Consider the following 12,547-nt stretch of genomic DNA (forward strand, 5'->3'; position numbering starts at 1 on the left):
AGTTTGCAGGCGGTCGATCAGAGATCGTCGGCGATGCGGACGACGGTGCGACCCTGCGCCTTGCCGGCCACCAGTTCCTCGGCGACCGTTGCCACTTCTTCCAGCGACACGGTCTTCGGCGCGATCAGGCTGAGCAGGCCTTCCGGCTTCCAGTCGCTGGCCAGACGTTCCCAGATCGCCAGACGCCAACTGCGCGGGCATTCCACCGAGAAGATGCCGAGCAGGCTGACGCCGCGCAGGATGAACGGGATCACCGTGGTGTTCAGCGTCGGCGCCTGGGCCAGGCCGACTGCACCGATCGAACCCCAGGGCTTCACGGTGCGGGCCAGATAGGCCAGCGTGTCGCCGCCCAGATTGTCGACGGCACCGCCCCAGCGCGCAGCTTCCAGCGGCTTGGAGCCCATATCCAGCGTGTTGCGATCGACGATTTCATCGGCGCCGAGATCACGCAGATACTTCTCCGCGCCTGGCTTGCCGGTGATCGCGGCCACGGTGAAGCCGGCGCGCTTGAACAGGCTGATGGCGATCGAGCCAACACCGCCGGTGGGGCCGGTGATGGCGATCGTGCCGAGATCCGGCCGCTGATGGTTTTCGAGCATGCGCCGCAGCGCCAGTGCGGCCGTGTAGCCGGCGGTGCCGAGCGCCATCGCTTCATGCAGGCTCAAACCGGCCGGCAGACGCACCACGGCTTCGGCTGGCACGCGGGCGTATTCGGCGAAACCGCCATCGAACTGCTCGCCGACATTGCCGCCGGTGACCACCACCTTGTCGCCCGGCTTGTAGTCCGGCACTTCGCTGGACACCACGATGCCGGACAGATCGATGCCGGCGACCTTCGGATAGCCGCGCATGATCCGGCCCTTGCCGGTCACTGCCAGGGCGTCCTTGTAGTTGATCGACGAATAGGCGACCCGGATGACGACTTGGCCGGCGCTGAGATCTGCGAGCGTGATCGCTTCGAGACGCGCCTCGGTCTTCTTGTCGACCTGATGGATGCGCAGCGCCTTGAAGGTTGCAGGTACTTCCGTGGCGGGGGAGGTCATCGGGGATTCCGGCAGAATGGGTCGAGTTCCTATTTTGCCCGACTTCGAACGCTAACCGACCCGATGGCGAACCCGAGTCCCGCCCCGGCCCCACCCCGATACCGATCCCGATGGCCAATCAGTACACCCGCAATCCGCCGCTGCTCGAAGCCGACGTCGCCGCCGATCCGCTGCAGCAGTTCCAGCGCTGGCTCGATGATGCCGTCGCCATCGGCATGATCGAGCCAACGGCGATGACCCTGGCGACGGTCGATGCCGATGGCCGTCCGTCTGCCCGCGTGGTGCTGCTGAAAGGTCTCGATGCCGCCGGCCTCGCCTTTTATACCCATTACGACTCGCGGAAAGCCCGCGCGCTGGCGGCTCATCCCCATGCAGCTGCGACGTTCTGGTGGGATCGGCTGGAGCGCAGCGTCCGGGTGGAAGGCCGGGTCGAAAAGCTGACGCCGGTGCAGTCCGAAACCTATTTCCGTTCGCGGCCGCTGGGTTCGCAGATCGGCGCGCTGACCTCGCGGCAGAGCCGGATGGTCGAGTCACGCGAATCGCTGGATGCACGATTTGCCGAGAACGAGCAGAAGTACGGTCGCGGCAACGTGCCGTTCCCGAGCGATTGGGGCGGTTATCGGCTGTGTCCCGATGCCATCGAGTTCTGGCAGGGCCGCGCCAATCGCGTGCATGACCGGCTTGTCTACCGGCAAGTAGACGGCGTCTGGCGCCTGGAGCGGCTGGAGCCGTGAGCGAAGAATCAGGAACGGCGCTGATCGCAAGGCTTGGCCTGGAACGACATCCGGAAGGCGGCTGGTTCAAGCGCATCCACACCTCGGACGCCGTCGTCGAAACTGCACAGGGCTCGCGGGCGCTCGTCACCTCGATCCACTACCTGCTGACGGTCGACGAGCCGCGTGGACGCCTGCACCGCAACCGCTCGGACATCCTCCATTACCTGCAAGGCGGCGGGCCAGTTGAATACCTGCTGCTCGAAGACTCAGGCGAATTGCGCCGTGTGGTGCTCGGCAGCGCGCCGGACCAGGCGCTATTCCTGCACGTGCCGGGCGGCGTCTGGAAAGCGTCGCAACTGATCGATGGCGCCAGCCACGCGCTGGTCTCGGAAGCCGTGGTACCGGGTTTCGACTACGCCGATCACGTTTTTGCCGATCAGCGCCTGTTTGATGACCATCCCGAGCATCGGGCGCTGCTGAGCCCCTTCGTTCGCCCTTAGCTCAGCGCAGCGAGATCACCGGCCAGCCGCGCGCCTCGGCGGCGGCGCGCAGCACTGGATCGGCATCGACGGCATGCGGGTGGTCGACGAATTCGAGCAGCGGCAGATCGTTCTGCGAATCGCTATAGCCGCTTAAAGCTTCGAACTTCACTGGATGCGCGGCCAGCCAGGCCTTGAGATTGGTCACCTTGGCGTTGCGGAAATTCGAGCGGGCGATGCGGCCGGTGAAGGCAACGCCGTCGCGCTCCGGCTCGGTCGCCAGCAGATGCTCGACGCCGAGATGGGCGGCGATCGGCTCGACGATGAAGCGGTTGGTGGCGGTGGTGATCAGCAATTCGTCGCCGGCCCGACGGTGCCGTTCGAGCAGCGCCGGCGCGTGTGCCGAGATCACCGGCACGATCTGTTCGGCGACGAAGCGCTCGCGCAGACCTTCGAGCTGAGCCAGCGGTAGCGCCATCAGCGGCCGCAGCGAAAACGCCGCGAACTCGTGGATGTCGAGCGTTCCAGCTGCGTATTCGTCATAGAAGCGCTGATTCTCGCGAGCGTAGTAGTCGGCATCGACTAGACGGTTCGCAACCAGGAACTGGCCCCAGAGGTAGTCGCTGTCGCCGTTGAGGAGCGTGTGGTCAAGATCGAAGACGGCGAGATTCATTGGATTTTCATTGAATAGGCCGAAGCAGGAAGCCTCGGTCTTGGCAGGACGCCATGCAGGCGGAAGTTTGCCGCAGGCGACGCGGCTATGAAAGAATCGATCGTGAATCTTTCCTTGCAAAGTGCGCCCAAGTGATTGACGCCGATGGCTTTCGACCCAACGTCGGGATCATCCTGACGCACGTCGACGGCCGCGTGCTGTGGGCGAAGCGGATTGGCCAGGATGCCTGGCAGTTTCCGCAGGGCGGCATCAAGTTCGGCGAGACACCAGAGGCCGCGCTCTATCGCGAGCTGGAAGAGGAGCTGGGCCTGAAGGCCGAGCACGTCGAATGTCTGGGCGTGACCTCCGGCTGGCTCAGTTATCGCCTGCCATCACGGCTGGTGCGACGCGGACGGCGGCCGGTGTGCATCGGCCAGAAGCAGAAGTGGTTTCTGCTCCGGCTGACCAGCTGCGAATCGATGGTCTGCTTCGATAAATGCGACCGGCCGGAGTTCGACCATTGGCGCTGGGTCGATTACTGGCATCCCTTGAGCGAAGTGGTGTCGTTCAAGCGTGAGGTCTACAGCGGCGCGCTGCGTGAACTGGCACCACTGATCGGAGCGCCAAGCCAGCCGCTGGCAGCATCCGCGTCGAAACCGCAGCCGGATCAGGCGCGCCCTTAGCCTGCTTCAGCGCGACGTTAACGGTGCCGCTAACCAGTGAGAACGACGGATCGGTGGTTTAAATTTCCCATCGATTGACAATCATTCTCATTAAGTTTTAAGCTGCGGACATGATCATTTGCGTCTGCAAAGCCGTCTCCGACAAGACCATTCGCCGCACGGTGGAGCGTGGCGATGCGATCTCGTTGCGTGATCTGACCCGCGAAACCGGCCTTGGCACTTGCTGCGGCAAATGCGTGCCGGCGGCTCGTTCGACGCTTGCGCAGGCTTTGTCCGCGCTGCCGCGTTCGTCATCGGTCCTTGGCAGCCAAGAGCTTTCGGCCCAAGCTGCCTGCTGAATTCCGGCAGCTGCCGGAGTTTCCAGCCCTTTTACCTTTCTCCGTTTCTGCTTGTTCTCGGCGCTCCTGTAAGCGCCGTTCGCTTCCTTGGGCGAGCCAGATCTGCGCTACTTCAATAGCCATGAACTGAGAATCACACGCAAAATCGTTCAAAAGAACAAATAAATCAATGGCTTGGACTTGTCTTGAGTGGCGGTCCCTGGCTATAATCCGCCCGCACTTCAATCGGATCATCACCATGCGCGGCGACGCCAAAGTTCTCGAATTCCTGAATCAAGCCCTGAAGAACGAGCTCACGGCCGTCAATCAGTATTTTCTGCATGCCCGCATCTTCGGCAATTGGGGCCTCAAGAAGCTCGAAAAATACGAGTTTGGCGAATCCATCGACGAGATGAAGCATGCCGACAAGCTGATCAAGCGCATCCTGTTCTTGAATGGCCTGCCGAACCTGCAGGACCTCGGCAAGCTGTACATCGGCGAGGACGTGAAGGAAATCCTCGAATGCGATCTCAAGCTGGAATACGAGGCGCATCCGCTGTATCGCGACGGTATTGCCCAGTGCGAACTGGTCAAGGATTACGTGACGCGCGAGTTGCTGGTCGAGATCCAGGAAAGCGAGGAGCACCACATCGACTGGATCGAGGAACAACTTGGCCTGATCGAGAAGATCGGCGTCCAGAACTACATGCAGTCGGCGATGGGCGAGATCGGCGAAAGCTGATCCGCTTGCGGTAGCGCCCAACAAAAAGCCCGCACTCGATGCGGGCTTTTTGTTGGCTGCATGCCGATCAGAACGGCTTGACGACGACCAGGATCACGATCGCGATCAGCAGGACGGCCGGCACTTCGTTGATCAGCCGGTAGAACTTGTGGCTGCGCGTGTTGGCGTTGGCGGCAAACTTCCGGATCACCGTTTTCAGCCAGCCGTGATAGCCGGACAAGACCACCGCCAGCGCGATCTTCAGATGCAGCCAGCCGCCGGAATGCAGGTAGGCCGGATTCATCACCAGCAGGGTCAGCGCGAAGACCCAGGTGCCGATCATGCCGATCGTCGTGATTCCGTACAGCTTTCGTTCCATGATCAGGAAGCGTGCGTGGCCGGCTTCGTCGCTGACGTCGCAGTGATAGACGAACAGCCGCGGCAGATAGAACAGCCCGGCAAACCAGGACACCATGAAAATCACATGAAACGCCTTGATCCAGAGCATCGGGCATCCAGTAACGCGGGCAGGTGCGCAAGGTATCATCGTCGCCCCCTGGATGGGCATGAGGCTGGAAGGACGTGATCGAAGTCGGAATTGTCGGCGGCACCGGATACACCGGCGCCGAATTGCTCAGGCTGTTGTCGGCGCACCCGGGCGTGCGCGTGCGCGTGCTGACCTCCCGTGCCGAGGCTGGCAAGCGCGCCGACGTCTGGTTCCCGCATCTGCGCGGCCGTTGCGATCTGAGCTTCACTGCGCCCGATGACGACGCGCTCGCCGCTTGCCAGGCTGTGTTCTTCGCAACGCCGCATGCGACTTCGATGAAGCTGGCGCCGGCGCTGATCAAGCGCGGTGTTCGTGTCGTTGATCTGTCGGCCGACTACCGCATTCGCGATGCCCATGTGTTCAAGCGCTGGTACGCGCACGACCACGCCAGCCCGGAACTGCTGGCCGAAGCCGTCTACGGCCTGCCGGAAGTCAATCGTGAGGCGATCCGCGGCGCGCGGTTGGTTGCGGCTGCCGGCTGCTATCCGACGGCGACCCAGCTCGGCTTTCTGCCGTTGATCGAAGCGGGGCTGGTCGATGCCAGCCGGCTGATCGCCGACTGCAAGTCCGGCGTCAGTGGCGCCGGCCGGGAAGCGAAAGTCGGTTCGCTGTTCGCCGAAGCAGCCGATTCGATGATGGCTTACGGCGTCGCCGGTCATCGTCATCTGCCGGAAATCGAGCAGGGACTGACGCGCGCTGCGAATGGCCCGGTCAAGCTGACCTTCGTGCCGCATCTCACGCCGATGATCCGGGGCATCCACGCAACGCTCTACGCGACCCTGCTGAAGACCGACACCGACCTGCAAGCCTTGTATGAAGCCCGTTATCGCGATGAGCCGTTCGTCGATGTGATGCCGAAGGGCTCGCATCCCGAAACGCGCTCGGTGCGCGGCTCGAATCTGTGCCGGATTGCCGTGCATCGGCCGGGTGATGGCGATACGGTGGTGGTGCTGTCTGCGATCGACAATCTGGTCAAGGGCGCAGCTGGCCAGGCCGTGCAGTGCTTCAACCTGATGTTCGGTTTCGACGAACGCATGGCGCTCGACGCCGCGCCGCTCGCGCCCTGATCGAATGGCTGATTGGCGGCCCCGTGTTGTCATCACCACCGACCGACCGACGCGCCGGCGGTGGGTTGTGATGCTGGTGGTGGTCGTGGTGCTGCTTTCGGCATTTGCGCTGTATCGCCTGACTCGCGCCAGTGCCGTTTCTGATTTCGCCGCCGCGACCAGCGAGCGCGATCGCCTTCTTGATGAACGGCGGCAGCTGACGCGCGAGCTGCGGGTTGCCAAGACCGAAGCCGAAACTCTGCGCGATCAGGTTGCCTATCTGAGCCGTTCCCAGGAGATCGACACCGGCGCCTGTCAGGACGTGAAGCAGTCGCTGGGTCAGTTGCAGGCGGAGTCGTCGGACTTGCGCGAACAGCTCGCGTTCTATCGCGGTATCGTTTCGCCGCAGGAATCACAGGCCGGCGTTCGGGTATACGAGTTCCGCGTCAGTACGATGAAGACTTCGCCGAACCAGTATCGCTACGATCTGGTGCTGATCCAGCCCGTTCGCAGCGACAAGCGGGTTGGCGGTCAGGTTGAGTTGTCGATCGAAGGTTTGAAGAGCGGCAAGAAACGAACCTTGAAGCTCGATGATGTCGCCGTGGACGGCGCCCGAAATCTGTTATTTTCATTCAAGTATTTCGAGGAGTTCAGCGGCCAGCTGAAGCTTCCAGAGGATTTTCGGCCGCTACGGGTAACGGTGTCGCTGCAGCCGGGTGGTGGGCAGGCGGCGATCGAAGACGAGTACGAGTGGGCGAAGATTGTTCAGGAGAACGCTGAACCATGAAGGGATTTCTCGGCGCTGGATCAAGCTCTGGCAGCAAGGCTGCCACCGTCGAAACCCTGATCGGACGACAAACCGAAATCATCGGCGACGTGCGCTTCGTGGGTGGCATCCACATTGATGGCCGGGTCAAGGGCGCGGTTCAGGCATCAGGCGACGAAGCGGCCATACTGTCGATCAGCGAGTCAGGCGTCGTCGAAGGCAATGTGCGCGTTCCGACGGTCATGCTGAACGGTTCGATCGTCGGTGATGTCCGAGCGAGTGAGAAGCTGGTGTTGACTGCCAGGGCTCGAGTGACCGGAAACGTTTATTACAAGGTCTTGCAGATGGAACCGGGCGCCGCCATTAACGGACGATTGGCGCACGATAGTGGTGAGACGCCGGCCAAGACGCAGCAGATGTCGCTGGAAGATAGAGCCGATGTGGTGATTCTCGATGTTCAGGAACGCGCGTTGCAGCAAGGCGGGATGATTCCGCGAGATTGATTGGAGAGTGAAGATGGATGGCAACGAGATACCGGGTAGTGCCCAGTCCGAAGTGGTCTTCACCTCCGCCGCAGCCGCGAAGGTACGGGAGCTGCTGAACGACGAAGAAAATGAAGCCCTGAAGCTGCGCGTGTTCGTGACCGGCGGCGGCTGCTCAGGCTTCAAATACGGCTTCACCTTCGACGAAAGCGTGGAGGACGGCGATCTGTCGGTCGAGAACGGCGGCGTGACCCTGCTCGTCGATTCGATGAGCCTGCAATACCTCAGTGGTGCCGAGATCGATTACAAGGATGATGTCGACGGCGCCCAGTTCGTGATCCGCAATCCGAACGCGACGACCACCTGCGGCTGCGGCTCCTCCTTCGCAGTCTGAGAGTGAGCTTGTCGGCGCGTATCGCGCGCCGACAAGACCATCACCCTGGCGGCAGCACCACGCAGCCAAGCGGTGACAAGTGGCTGGCGCCGGTCACGGCCGGAAGATTGCCCGATTTGCCCTCGATGCGACGCATTGCCAACCAGGCGAACGCCGTGGCTTCGATCCATTCCGGCGCCAGACCATGCTGGCTGCTGGACTCGATGACGACGCCCGGCAACGCCTCTCCGATCAGTCGCAGTAGCAGCGTGTTGGCGACGCCTCCGCCGCAGACGATCAGCCTGGCAACTGCAGGTGCTGCTTCCTTGATGGCACTGGCGACGCTGCGTGCCGTGACGGCCGCAAGACTGGCCTGCACATCTTCGGTGCGCAGTGCATCGATTCGGGGATAGCGGGAGCGCACCCAGTCGAGACGAAAATAATCTCGTCCGGTGCTTTTCGGTGCCGGTCTGGCGAAATAGGGATCGCTGAGAAGCGCGGCGATCAGTTCTTCATCGGCCGAACCTCTGGCAGCGAAAGCGCCTTCCGCATCGAAGGCGAGGCCCGAGCAGACCCGCATCCACTCATCCATCAAACCGTTGGCGGGGCCGGTATCGAAACCGATCACGCCATCGATGCCTGCGCCCGGCAGCACGGTGATGTTGGCGATGCCGCCGAGATTCAGCACGCAGCGGGGTTCGCGGAAATCGGCAAACATCGCATGGTGGAAGGCTGGCACCAGCGGAGCACCCTGACCGCCCAGCGCTAGATCGATGCGCCGGAAATCGGCGACCGTCGTGATGCCCGTGGCTGCGGCAATCCGGTTGTGATCGCCCAGTTGCAGGGTCAGGCCCCGGGGCCCGTCGTGGAACAGCGTCTGGCCATGGCTGCCGATGGCGGTGATTGCGCCGACCGGAATTCCGCTGCGGGAAATGACTTCGCGCGCAGCTGCCGCGAAGCTCAGGCCGATATCGACGTCGAGCGTACAGAACTCGCGCATCGAAATGCCGGGCTGATCCAGCGACAGCTCGATCAGTCTCGCGCGAAGAGGCGGTGGATAGTCGTGGTGGTGCGCGGCGTGGAGCTTGGCCAGCCGACCAGCCTCGAACTCGGCAATGACGGCATCAATGCCGTCGATGCTGGTTCCCGACATCAGGCCAAGGTACAGCCCTGACATCGGGAAATTCCGCCGTGCTTACTTGTACTTGGAGAGAGCGACGCCGGTGTTGCTCATGGCATCGATCTTGGCAATCAGCGGTGCCGTTTCGCGGCGGAACTGCACGAGCGACTGCGAGTTCAGCGGTACGGCGCGTGGCAGGGTCACCGTCATCGGATTCTTGTGGATACCGTTGACCAGGAACTCGTAATGCAGATGCGGTGCCGTGGCGAGGCCGGTGGAGCCGACGAACGCGATGATCTGGCCCTGGCGAACTTTCGAACCGAGCGCCAAGCCTGGCTTGAAGCGGGACAGATGCGCATACAGGGTTTCGTTCTGGCCACTGTGGCGAACGACGACGACGTTCCCGTAGCCATTCTTCTTGCCGATGAACTGGATCTTGCCGTCGCCCGTTGTGTGGACCGGGGTTCCAGTTGCTGCAGCGTAATCGACACCCTTGTGCGCCCGGATGATGTTCAGAATCGGATGGCGGCGCGCCAGATTGAAGCCCGAGCTGATGCGGACGAAATCCACCGGCGTGCGGATGAAGGCCTTGCGCAGCGACTGGCCGTCTGGCGTGTAGTAACCGGGGCGTCCTTCGGAATCGACGAAACGCACGGCGCGGTAGGTTTTGCCTTGATTGGTGAACTGCGCGGCGAGGATCTCGCCATCACGAATCTTGCGGCCGTTCTTGAGGATGTTGTCGTAGACGACTGCAAAGCGATCGCCTTCCTGGAGGTCCTGTGCGAAATCGATGTCGTAACCGAAGATGTCCGCGAATTCGAGGATCATCCGATTCGACAGCCCAGCCTTGCGGCCATCGGCGAACAGAGAGCTGCGAATCTCGCCGACGCTTTCCACCGAGCGGTGTTCAAGCGCGGACGTCAGGGTAGTCGACTCGTAACCAACGCCTTTGCGGCGAACGCTCAGGGTGCGGGTTTCGTCCAGCGTGTAGGTAAGTTCTTCGAGACGGCCGGAAACGACGCGCATGTTGATTGCGTCGCCAGCCTTGAGCTTCTTGAGGCGGGCGCTGTCGCCGCCCAGGCGGGTCATCAACATCCAGTCCTGCGGCGGCAGGCCGGCATCTTCGAAGACGTTGGACAAGCTTTCGCCACGGGCAACTACGACGCGGCTCCAGGCGGCGGGTTCCGGCACGGCCAGAGCGTCACTGACGGCGCTCTGCACGATGTCGTTGAACGCCGGATTGACCGTTGGAACAGCAGTGATGTCTTGGGCGGCAGTCAGCGCTGCGCTTGCTTCCGGCGCCGTTTCGGCAACGGGCTCCACAATCGGAGCAGAATTCGGTTTGAGCGCAAAAAGCGCGGCGCCTGAAACACCGAGAAATGCGGCGATGACGCCCATTCTGCGCAGCGACGAGTTCCGGGCCCCGGCTGCGGAGCTATAATTCAATGCCATAAAAATCCACGAAAATGAAGGCGCTGTAAGGCCGCGCGGCAAATGGATCGCTCGATATTTTCGTTGGTTTGCGAATCCGGACACCCGTAACAAAACATAAAAACTGGCGGTTGGCAATTTTTCATATGTTCCGGCTCTGCCGGCTCGTTTGGGCGATTCCTCTCCGCAAATTTCGCGCCGTTCAAGCTCGGTGCATCGAGAGTTCAGTGAATATCGAAGAAATCGAACGTGGCACCGACGAGGTCATTCCGAAAGCCGAGTTGCATGCGAGGCTGGCAAAGGCTTCCGAGCAAGGTGTTCGCCTGCGGATCAAAGCGGGCTTCGACCCGACGGCCAAGGATCTGCACCTGGGGCACACCCTGCTGTTGAACAAGCTGCGCTCGTTTCAGGAGGCGGGGCACGAGGCGATCTTTCTGATCGGCGATTTCACCGGGATGATCGGTGACCCGACCGGCAAGAACGAGACGCGCAAGCCGCTGACCCGTGAACAGGTCGAGGAAAACGCCAAGACCTATAAAGAGCAAGTGTTCAAGATCCTCGATCCGGAACGCACGACGATCGAGTTCAACAGCCGCTGGCTCGATGCGCTCGGAACCGAGGGCATGCTGCGGCTCGCGTCCCAGCACACCGTCGCGCGGATGATGGAGCGTGACGATTTCTCGAAGCGCTTCCGCGACAACCAGCCGATCGCGATCCACGAGTTCCTGTATCCGCTGCTGCAGGGCTATGACTCGGTGGCTCTGAAAGCCGACGTCGAACTCGGCGGGACGGACCAGAAGTTCAATCTGCTGGTCGGTCGGCAGTTGCAGCAGGGCTACGGCCAGAAACCCCAATGCATCATGACGGTGCCGATCCTGGAAGGCCTGGACGGTGTGCAGAAGATGTCGAAGTCGCTGGGCAACTACATCTCGCTGAACGATGTGCCTAAGGACATGTTCGGCAAGGTCATGTCGGTGTCGGACCAGCTCATGTGGCGCTACTACGATCTGCTCAGCTTTCGACCGCTCGCTGAAGTGGCCGCACTCAAGCAATCAATTGCAGGAGGCGCCAACCCTCGCGATGTGAAGATGCTGCTAGGCATTGAACTGGTGGAGCGGTTTCATGGCGCCGGGGCCGGTGAAGCCGCTAAGGCGGAATTCGTCGCGCAGTTCTCGCAGGGGCAGTTGCCGGAGAACATTCCCGAAGTCGTGATTGCCGTGCCCGCGCAGGGTATCGGGCTGGCCGCCTTGCTCAAGGAGGCTGGCCTGGTCGCCAGCAATGGCGAAGGCAATCGAATGATCGATCAGAAAGCGGTCAAGGTGGATCAGCAGCGGATCGAGGATCGGGGAACGATCCTCACCCCGGGCGCCACCTACCTGCTTCAAGTCGGTCCGCGTCGCTACGCCAGGGCATTGTTGAGGGCGATTTGAGCGATTCGCGCGTCTTATCGAAAAATGTTTCGGAAAACGCGTTGACACAAGTCTGAACGGCCCTATAATTCGCCCCCTCGCAGCGGCTACCGCTGAGGGGGTTTGGGAAGGGGGAGTTAGCTTCACGGGCTGGGTGAGACGGGGAGTTGACAGGGGATGAAAGTCCTCTATAATTCGCCTCCCTGCTGACGGGCCTGACGCTAAGAGCGGAAGCCTAGAAGCCTGATCTTTAACAGAATAACAAGTGATTTTTGTGGGTGCTTCCGGGCGCTTGGCATGAAGCCAATGCATTACGGAGCATCGATGAAAGCAGTAAAGAGCCCATCGATCGCTCTATGACCTTGAAGTTGCTTCGGCACTTTGGGGCAGTCCAGTTAGCTTTAAATTAATTGGAGAGTTTGATCCTGGCTCAGATTGAACGCTGGCGGTATGCCTAACACATGCAAGTCGAACGAGGTAGCAATACCTAGTGGCGGACGGGGGAGGAATACGTAGGGATCTGCCTTTAAGTGGGGGATAACCCGGGGAAACCCGGATTAATACCGCATGATCTCGCAAGAGCAAAGTGGGGGATCGCAAGACCTCACGCTTTTAGAGGAACCTACGTCGGATTAGCTTGTTGGTGAGGTAATGGCTCACCAAGGCGACGATCCGTAACTGGTCTGAGAGGATGATCAGTCACACCGGAACTGAGACACGGTCCGGACTCCTACGGGAGGCAGCAGTGGGGAATATTGGACA

15 protein-coding genes and 1 rRNA gene are annotated in these 12,547 nt (G+C 61.4%); 11 read left to right on the forward strand and 5 right to left on the reverse strand.

Annotated features, from left to right (window positions below; genetic code table 11):
• Nucleotides 1-17: 17 nt before the first annotated feature.
• Nucleotides 18-1,043 (reverse strand): YhdH/YhfP family quinone oxidoreductase, encoded by a 1,026-nt coding sequence (locus G513_RS0111260; RefSeq protein ID WP_022976949.1) that lies wholly within the window; start codon nucleotides 1,041-1,043, stop codon nucleotides 18-20.
• 110 nt (nucleotides 1,044-1,153) lie between these two features.
• Here G513_RS0111260 and pdxH point away from each other — a divergent pair, with 110 nt between their 5' ends.
• On the forward strand, nucleotides 1,154-1,777 hold the full coding sequence (gene pdxH / locus G513_RS0111265; RefSeq protein WP_022976950.1) for a pyridoxamine 5'-phosphate oxidase: 624 nt from the start codon (nucleotides 1,154-1,156) through the stop codon (nucleotides 1,775-1,777).
• Complete coding sequence (locus G513_RS0111270; RefSeq protein ID WP_022976951.1) at nucleotides 1,774-2,259, forward strand: cupin domain-containing protein; 486 nt, start codon at nucleotides 1,774-1,776, stop codon at nucleotides 2,257-2,259. Before pdxH ends, G513_RS0111270 begins: the two co-directional genes overlap by 4 nt.
• A gap of 1 nt (nucleotide 2,260) precedes the next feature.
• On the opposite strand, the gene G513_RS0111275 is transcribed toward G513_RS0111270, so the two are convergent.
• Complete coding sequence (locus G513_RS0111275; protein ID WP_022976952.1) at nucleotides 2,261-2,911, reverse strand: HAD family hydrolase; 651 nt, start codon at nucleotides 2,909-2,911, stop codon at nucleotides 2,261-2,263.
• 131 nt (nucleotides 2,912-3,042) lie between these two features.
• On the opposite strand from G513_RS0111275, the gene G513_RS0111280 reads away from it, so the two are divergent.
• The 3 genes from G513_RS0111280 to bfr all read left to right on the forward strand — a co-directional run bounded on the left by G513_RS0111280 (nucleotide 3,043) and on the right by bfr (nucleotide 4,632).
• A complete protein-coding gene (locus tag G513_RS0111280; RefSeq protein WP_022976953.1) occupies nucleotides 3,043-3,573 on the forward strand; it encodes an RNA pyrophosphohydrolase in 531 nt (176 codons plus the stop codon).
• A gap of 110 nt (nucleotides 3,574-3,683) precedes the next feature.
• Nucleotides 3,684-3,911 (forward strand): (2Fe-2S)-binding protein, encoded by a 228-nt coding sequence (locus G513_RS0111285; RefSeq protein WP_022976954.1) that lies wholly within the window; start codon nucleotides 3,684-3,686, stop codon nucleotides 3,909-3,911.
• Between the two features lie 238 nt (nucleotides 3,912-4,149).
• Nucleotides 4,150-4,632, forward strand: a complete 483-nt coding sequence (gene bfr / locus G513_RS0111290; RefSeq protein WP_022976955.1) for a bacterioferritin — start codon at nucleotides 4,150-4,152, stop codon at nucleotides 4,630-4,632.
• Between the two features lie 67 nt (nucleotides 4,633-4,699).
• Here the strand turns inward: bfr and hemJ are convergent, their stop codons facing one another.
• Nucleotides 4,700-5,119: a protoporphyrinogen oxidase HemJ gene (gene hemJ / locus G513_RS0111295; RefSeq protein WP_022976956.1), complete on the reverse strand. Its 420-nt coding sequence runs from the start codon at nucleotides 5,117-5,119 to the stop codon at nucleotides 4,700-4,702.
• A gap of 74 nt (nucleotides 5,120-5,193) precedes the next feature.
• On the opposite strand from hemJ, the gene argC reads away from it, so the two are divergent.
• From argC to erpA, 4 genes are all read left to right on the forward strand, one after another.
• Nucleotides 5,194-6,225: an N-acetyl-gamma-glutamyl-phosphate reductase gene (argC, locus tag G513_RS0111300; protein ID WP_022976957.1), complete on the forward strand. Its 1,032-nt coding sequence runs from the start codon at nucleotides 5,194-5,196 to the stop codon at nucleotides 6,223-6,225.
• A gap of 70 nt (nucleotides 6,226-6,295) precedes the next feature.
• Complete coding sequence (locus tag G513_RS0111305; protein ID WP_156891554.1) at nucleotides 6,296-6,991, forward strand: DUF6776 family protein; 696 nt, start codon at nucleotides 6,296-6,298, stop codon at nucleotides 6,989-6,991.
• Entirely contained in the window at nucleotides 6,988-7,473 is a 486-nt protein-coding gene (locus G513_RS22625; RefSeq protein WP_022976959.1) for a bactofilin family protein, read from the forward strand. The genes G513_RS0111305 and G513_RS22625 overlap by 4 nt, the downstream gene beginning before the upstream one ends.
• Nucleotides 7,474-7,486: 13 nt before the next feature.
• Nucleotides 7,487-7,846 carry an iron-sulfur cluster insertion protein ErpA gene (gene erpA, locus G513_RS0111315; RefSeq protein WP_022976960.1) on the forward strand — a complete coding sequence of 120 codons (360 nt, stop codon included), beginning with the start codon at nucleotides 7,487-7,489 and terminating at the stop codon, nucleotides 7,844-7,846.
• Nucleotides 7,847-7,886: 40 nt separating this feature from the next.
• On the opposite strand, the gene G513_RS0111320 is transcribed toward erpA, so the two are convergent.
• Both G513_RS0111320 and G513_RS22630 read right to left on the reverse strand, forming a co-directional pair.
• Nucleotides 7,887-9,002, reverse strand: coding sequence for an anhydro-N-acetylmuramic acid kinase (locus G513_RS0111320; protein ID WP_022976961.1), 1,116 nt, complete (start codon nucleotides 9,000-9,002; stop codon nucleotides 7,887-7,889).
• Between the two features lie 18 nt (nucleotides 9,003-9,020).
• Nucleotides 9,021-10,268 carry an OapA family protein gene (locus tag G513_RS22630; RefSeq protein ID WP_169560613.1) on the reverse strand — a complete coding sequence of 416 codons (1,248 nt, stop codon included), beginning with the start codon at nucleotides 10,266-10,268 and terminating at the stop codon, nucleotides 9,021-9,023.
• A 239-nt stretch (nucleotides 10,269-10,507) separates the two neighbouring features.
• On the opposite strand from G513_RS22630, the gene tyrS reads away from it, so the two are divergent.
• Nucleotides 10,508-11,806 (forward strand): tyrosine--tRNA ligase, encoded by a 1,299-nt coding sequence (tyrS, locus tag G513_RS0111330; RefSeq protein WP_245563101.1) that lies wholly within the window; start codon nucleotides 10,508-10,510, stop codon nucleotides 11,804-11,806.
• 386 nt (nucleotides 11,807-12,192) lie between these two features.
• Nucleotides 12,193-12,547: ribosomal RNA gene (locus tag G513_RS0111335) — 16S ribosomal RNA — on the forward strand; the annotation flags it as partial.

The organism is Nevskia ramosa DSM 11499, assembly GCF_000420645.1.
GTDB lineage: Bacteria > Pseudomonadota > Gammaproteobacteria > Nevskiales > Nevskiaceae > Nevskia > Nevskia ramosa.

Excerpts from the sequence above, each read along its gene's own strand:
- G513_RS0111260 (WP_022976949.1), bottom strand. The coding sequence starts at position 1,043 with ATGACCTCCCCCGCCACGGAAGTACCTGCAACCTTCAAGGCGCTGCGC.
- pdxH (WP_022976950.1), top strand. The coding sequence starts at position 1,154 with ATGGCCAATCAGTACACCCGCAATCCGCCGCTGCTCGAAGCCGACGTC.
- G513_RS0111275 (WP_022976952.1), bottom strand. The coding sequence starts at position 2,911 with ATGAATCTCGCCGTCTTCGATCTTGACCACACGCTCCTCAACGGCGAC.
- G513_RS0111285 (WP_022976954.1), top strand. The coding sequence starts at position 3,684 with ATGATCATTTGCGTCTGCAAAGCCGTCTCCGACAAGACCATTCGCCGC.
- bfr (WP_022976955.1), top strand. The coding sequence starts at position 4,150 with ATGCGCGGCGACGCCAAAGTTCTCGAATTCCTGAATCAAGCCCTGAAG.
- hemJ (WP_022976956.1), bottom strand. The coding sequence starts at position 5,119 with ATGCTCTGGATCAAGGCGTTTCATGTGATTTTCATGGTGTCCTGGTTT.
- G513_RS0111305 (WP_156891554.1), top strand. The coding sequence starts at position 6,296 with ATGCTGGTGGTGGTCGTGGTGCTGCTTTCGGCATTTGCGCTGTATCGC.
- G513_RS22625 (WP_022976959.1), top strand. The coding sequence starts at position 6,988 with ATGAAGGGATTTCTCGGCGCTGGATCAAGCTCTGGCAGCAAGGCTGCC.
- erpA (WP_022976960.1), top strand. The coding sequence starts at position 7,487 with ATGGATGGCAACGAGATACCGGGTAGTGCCCAGTCCGAAGTGGTCTTC.
- G513_RS0111320 (WP_022976961.1), bottom strand. The coding sequence starts at position 9,002 with ATGTCAGGGCTGTACCTTGGCCTGATGTCGGGAACCAGCATCGACGGC.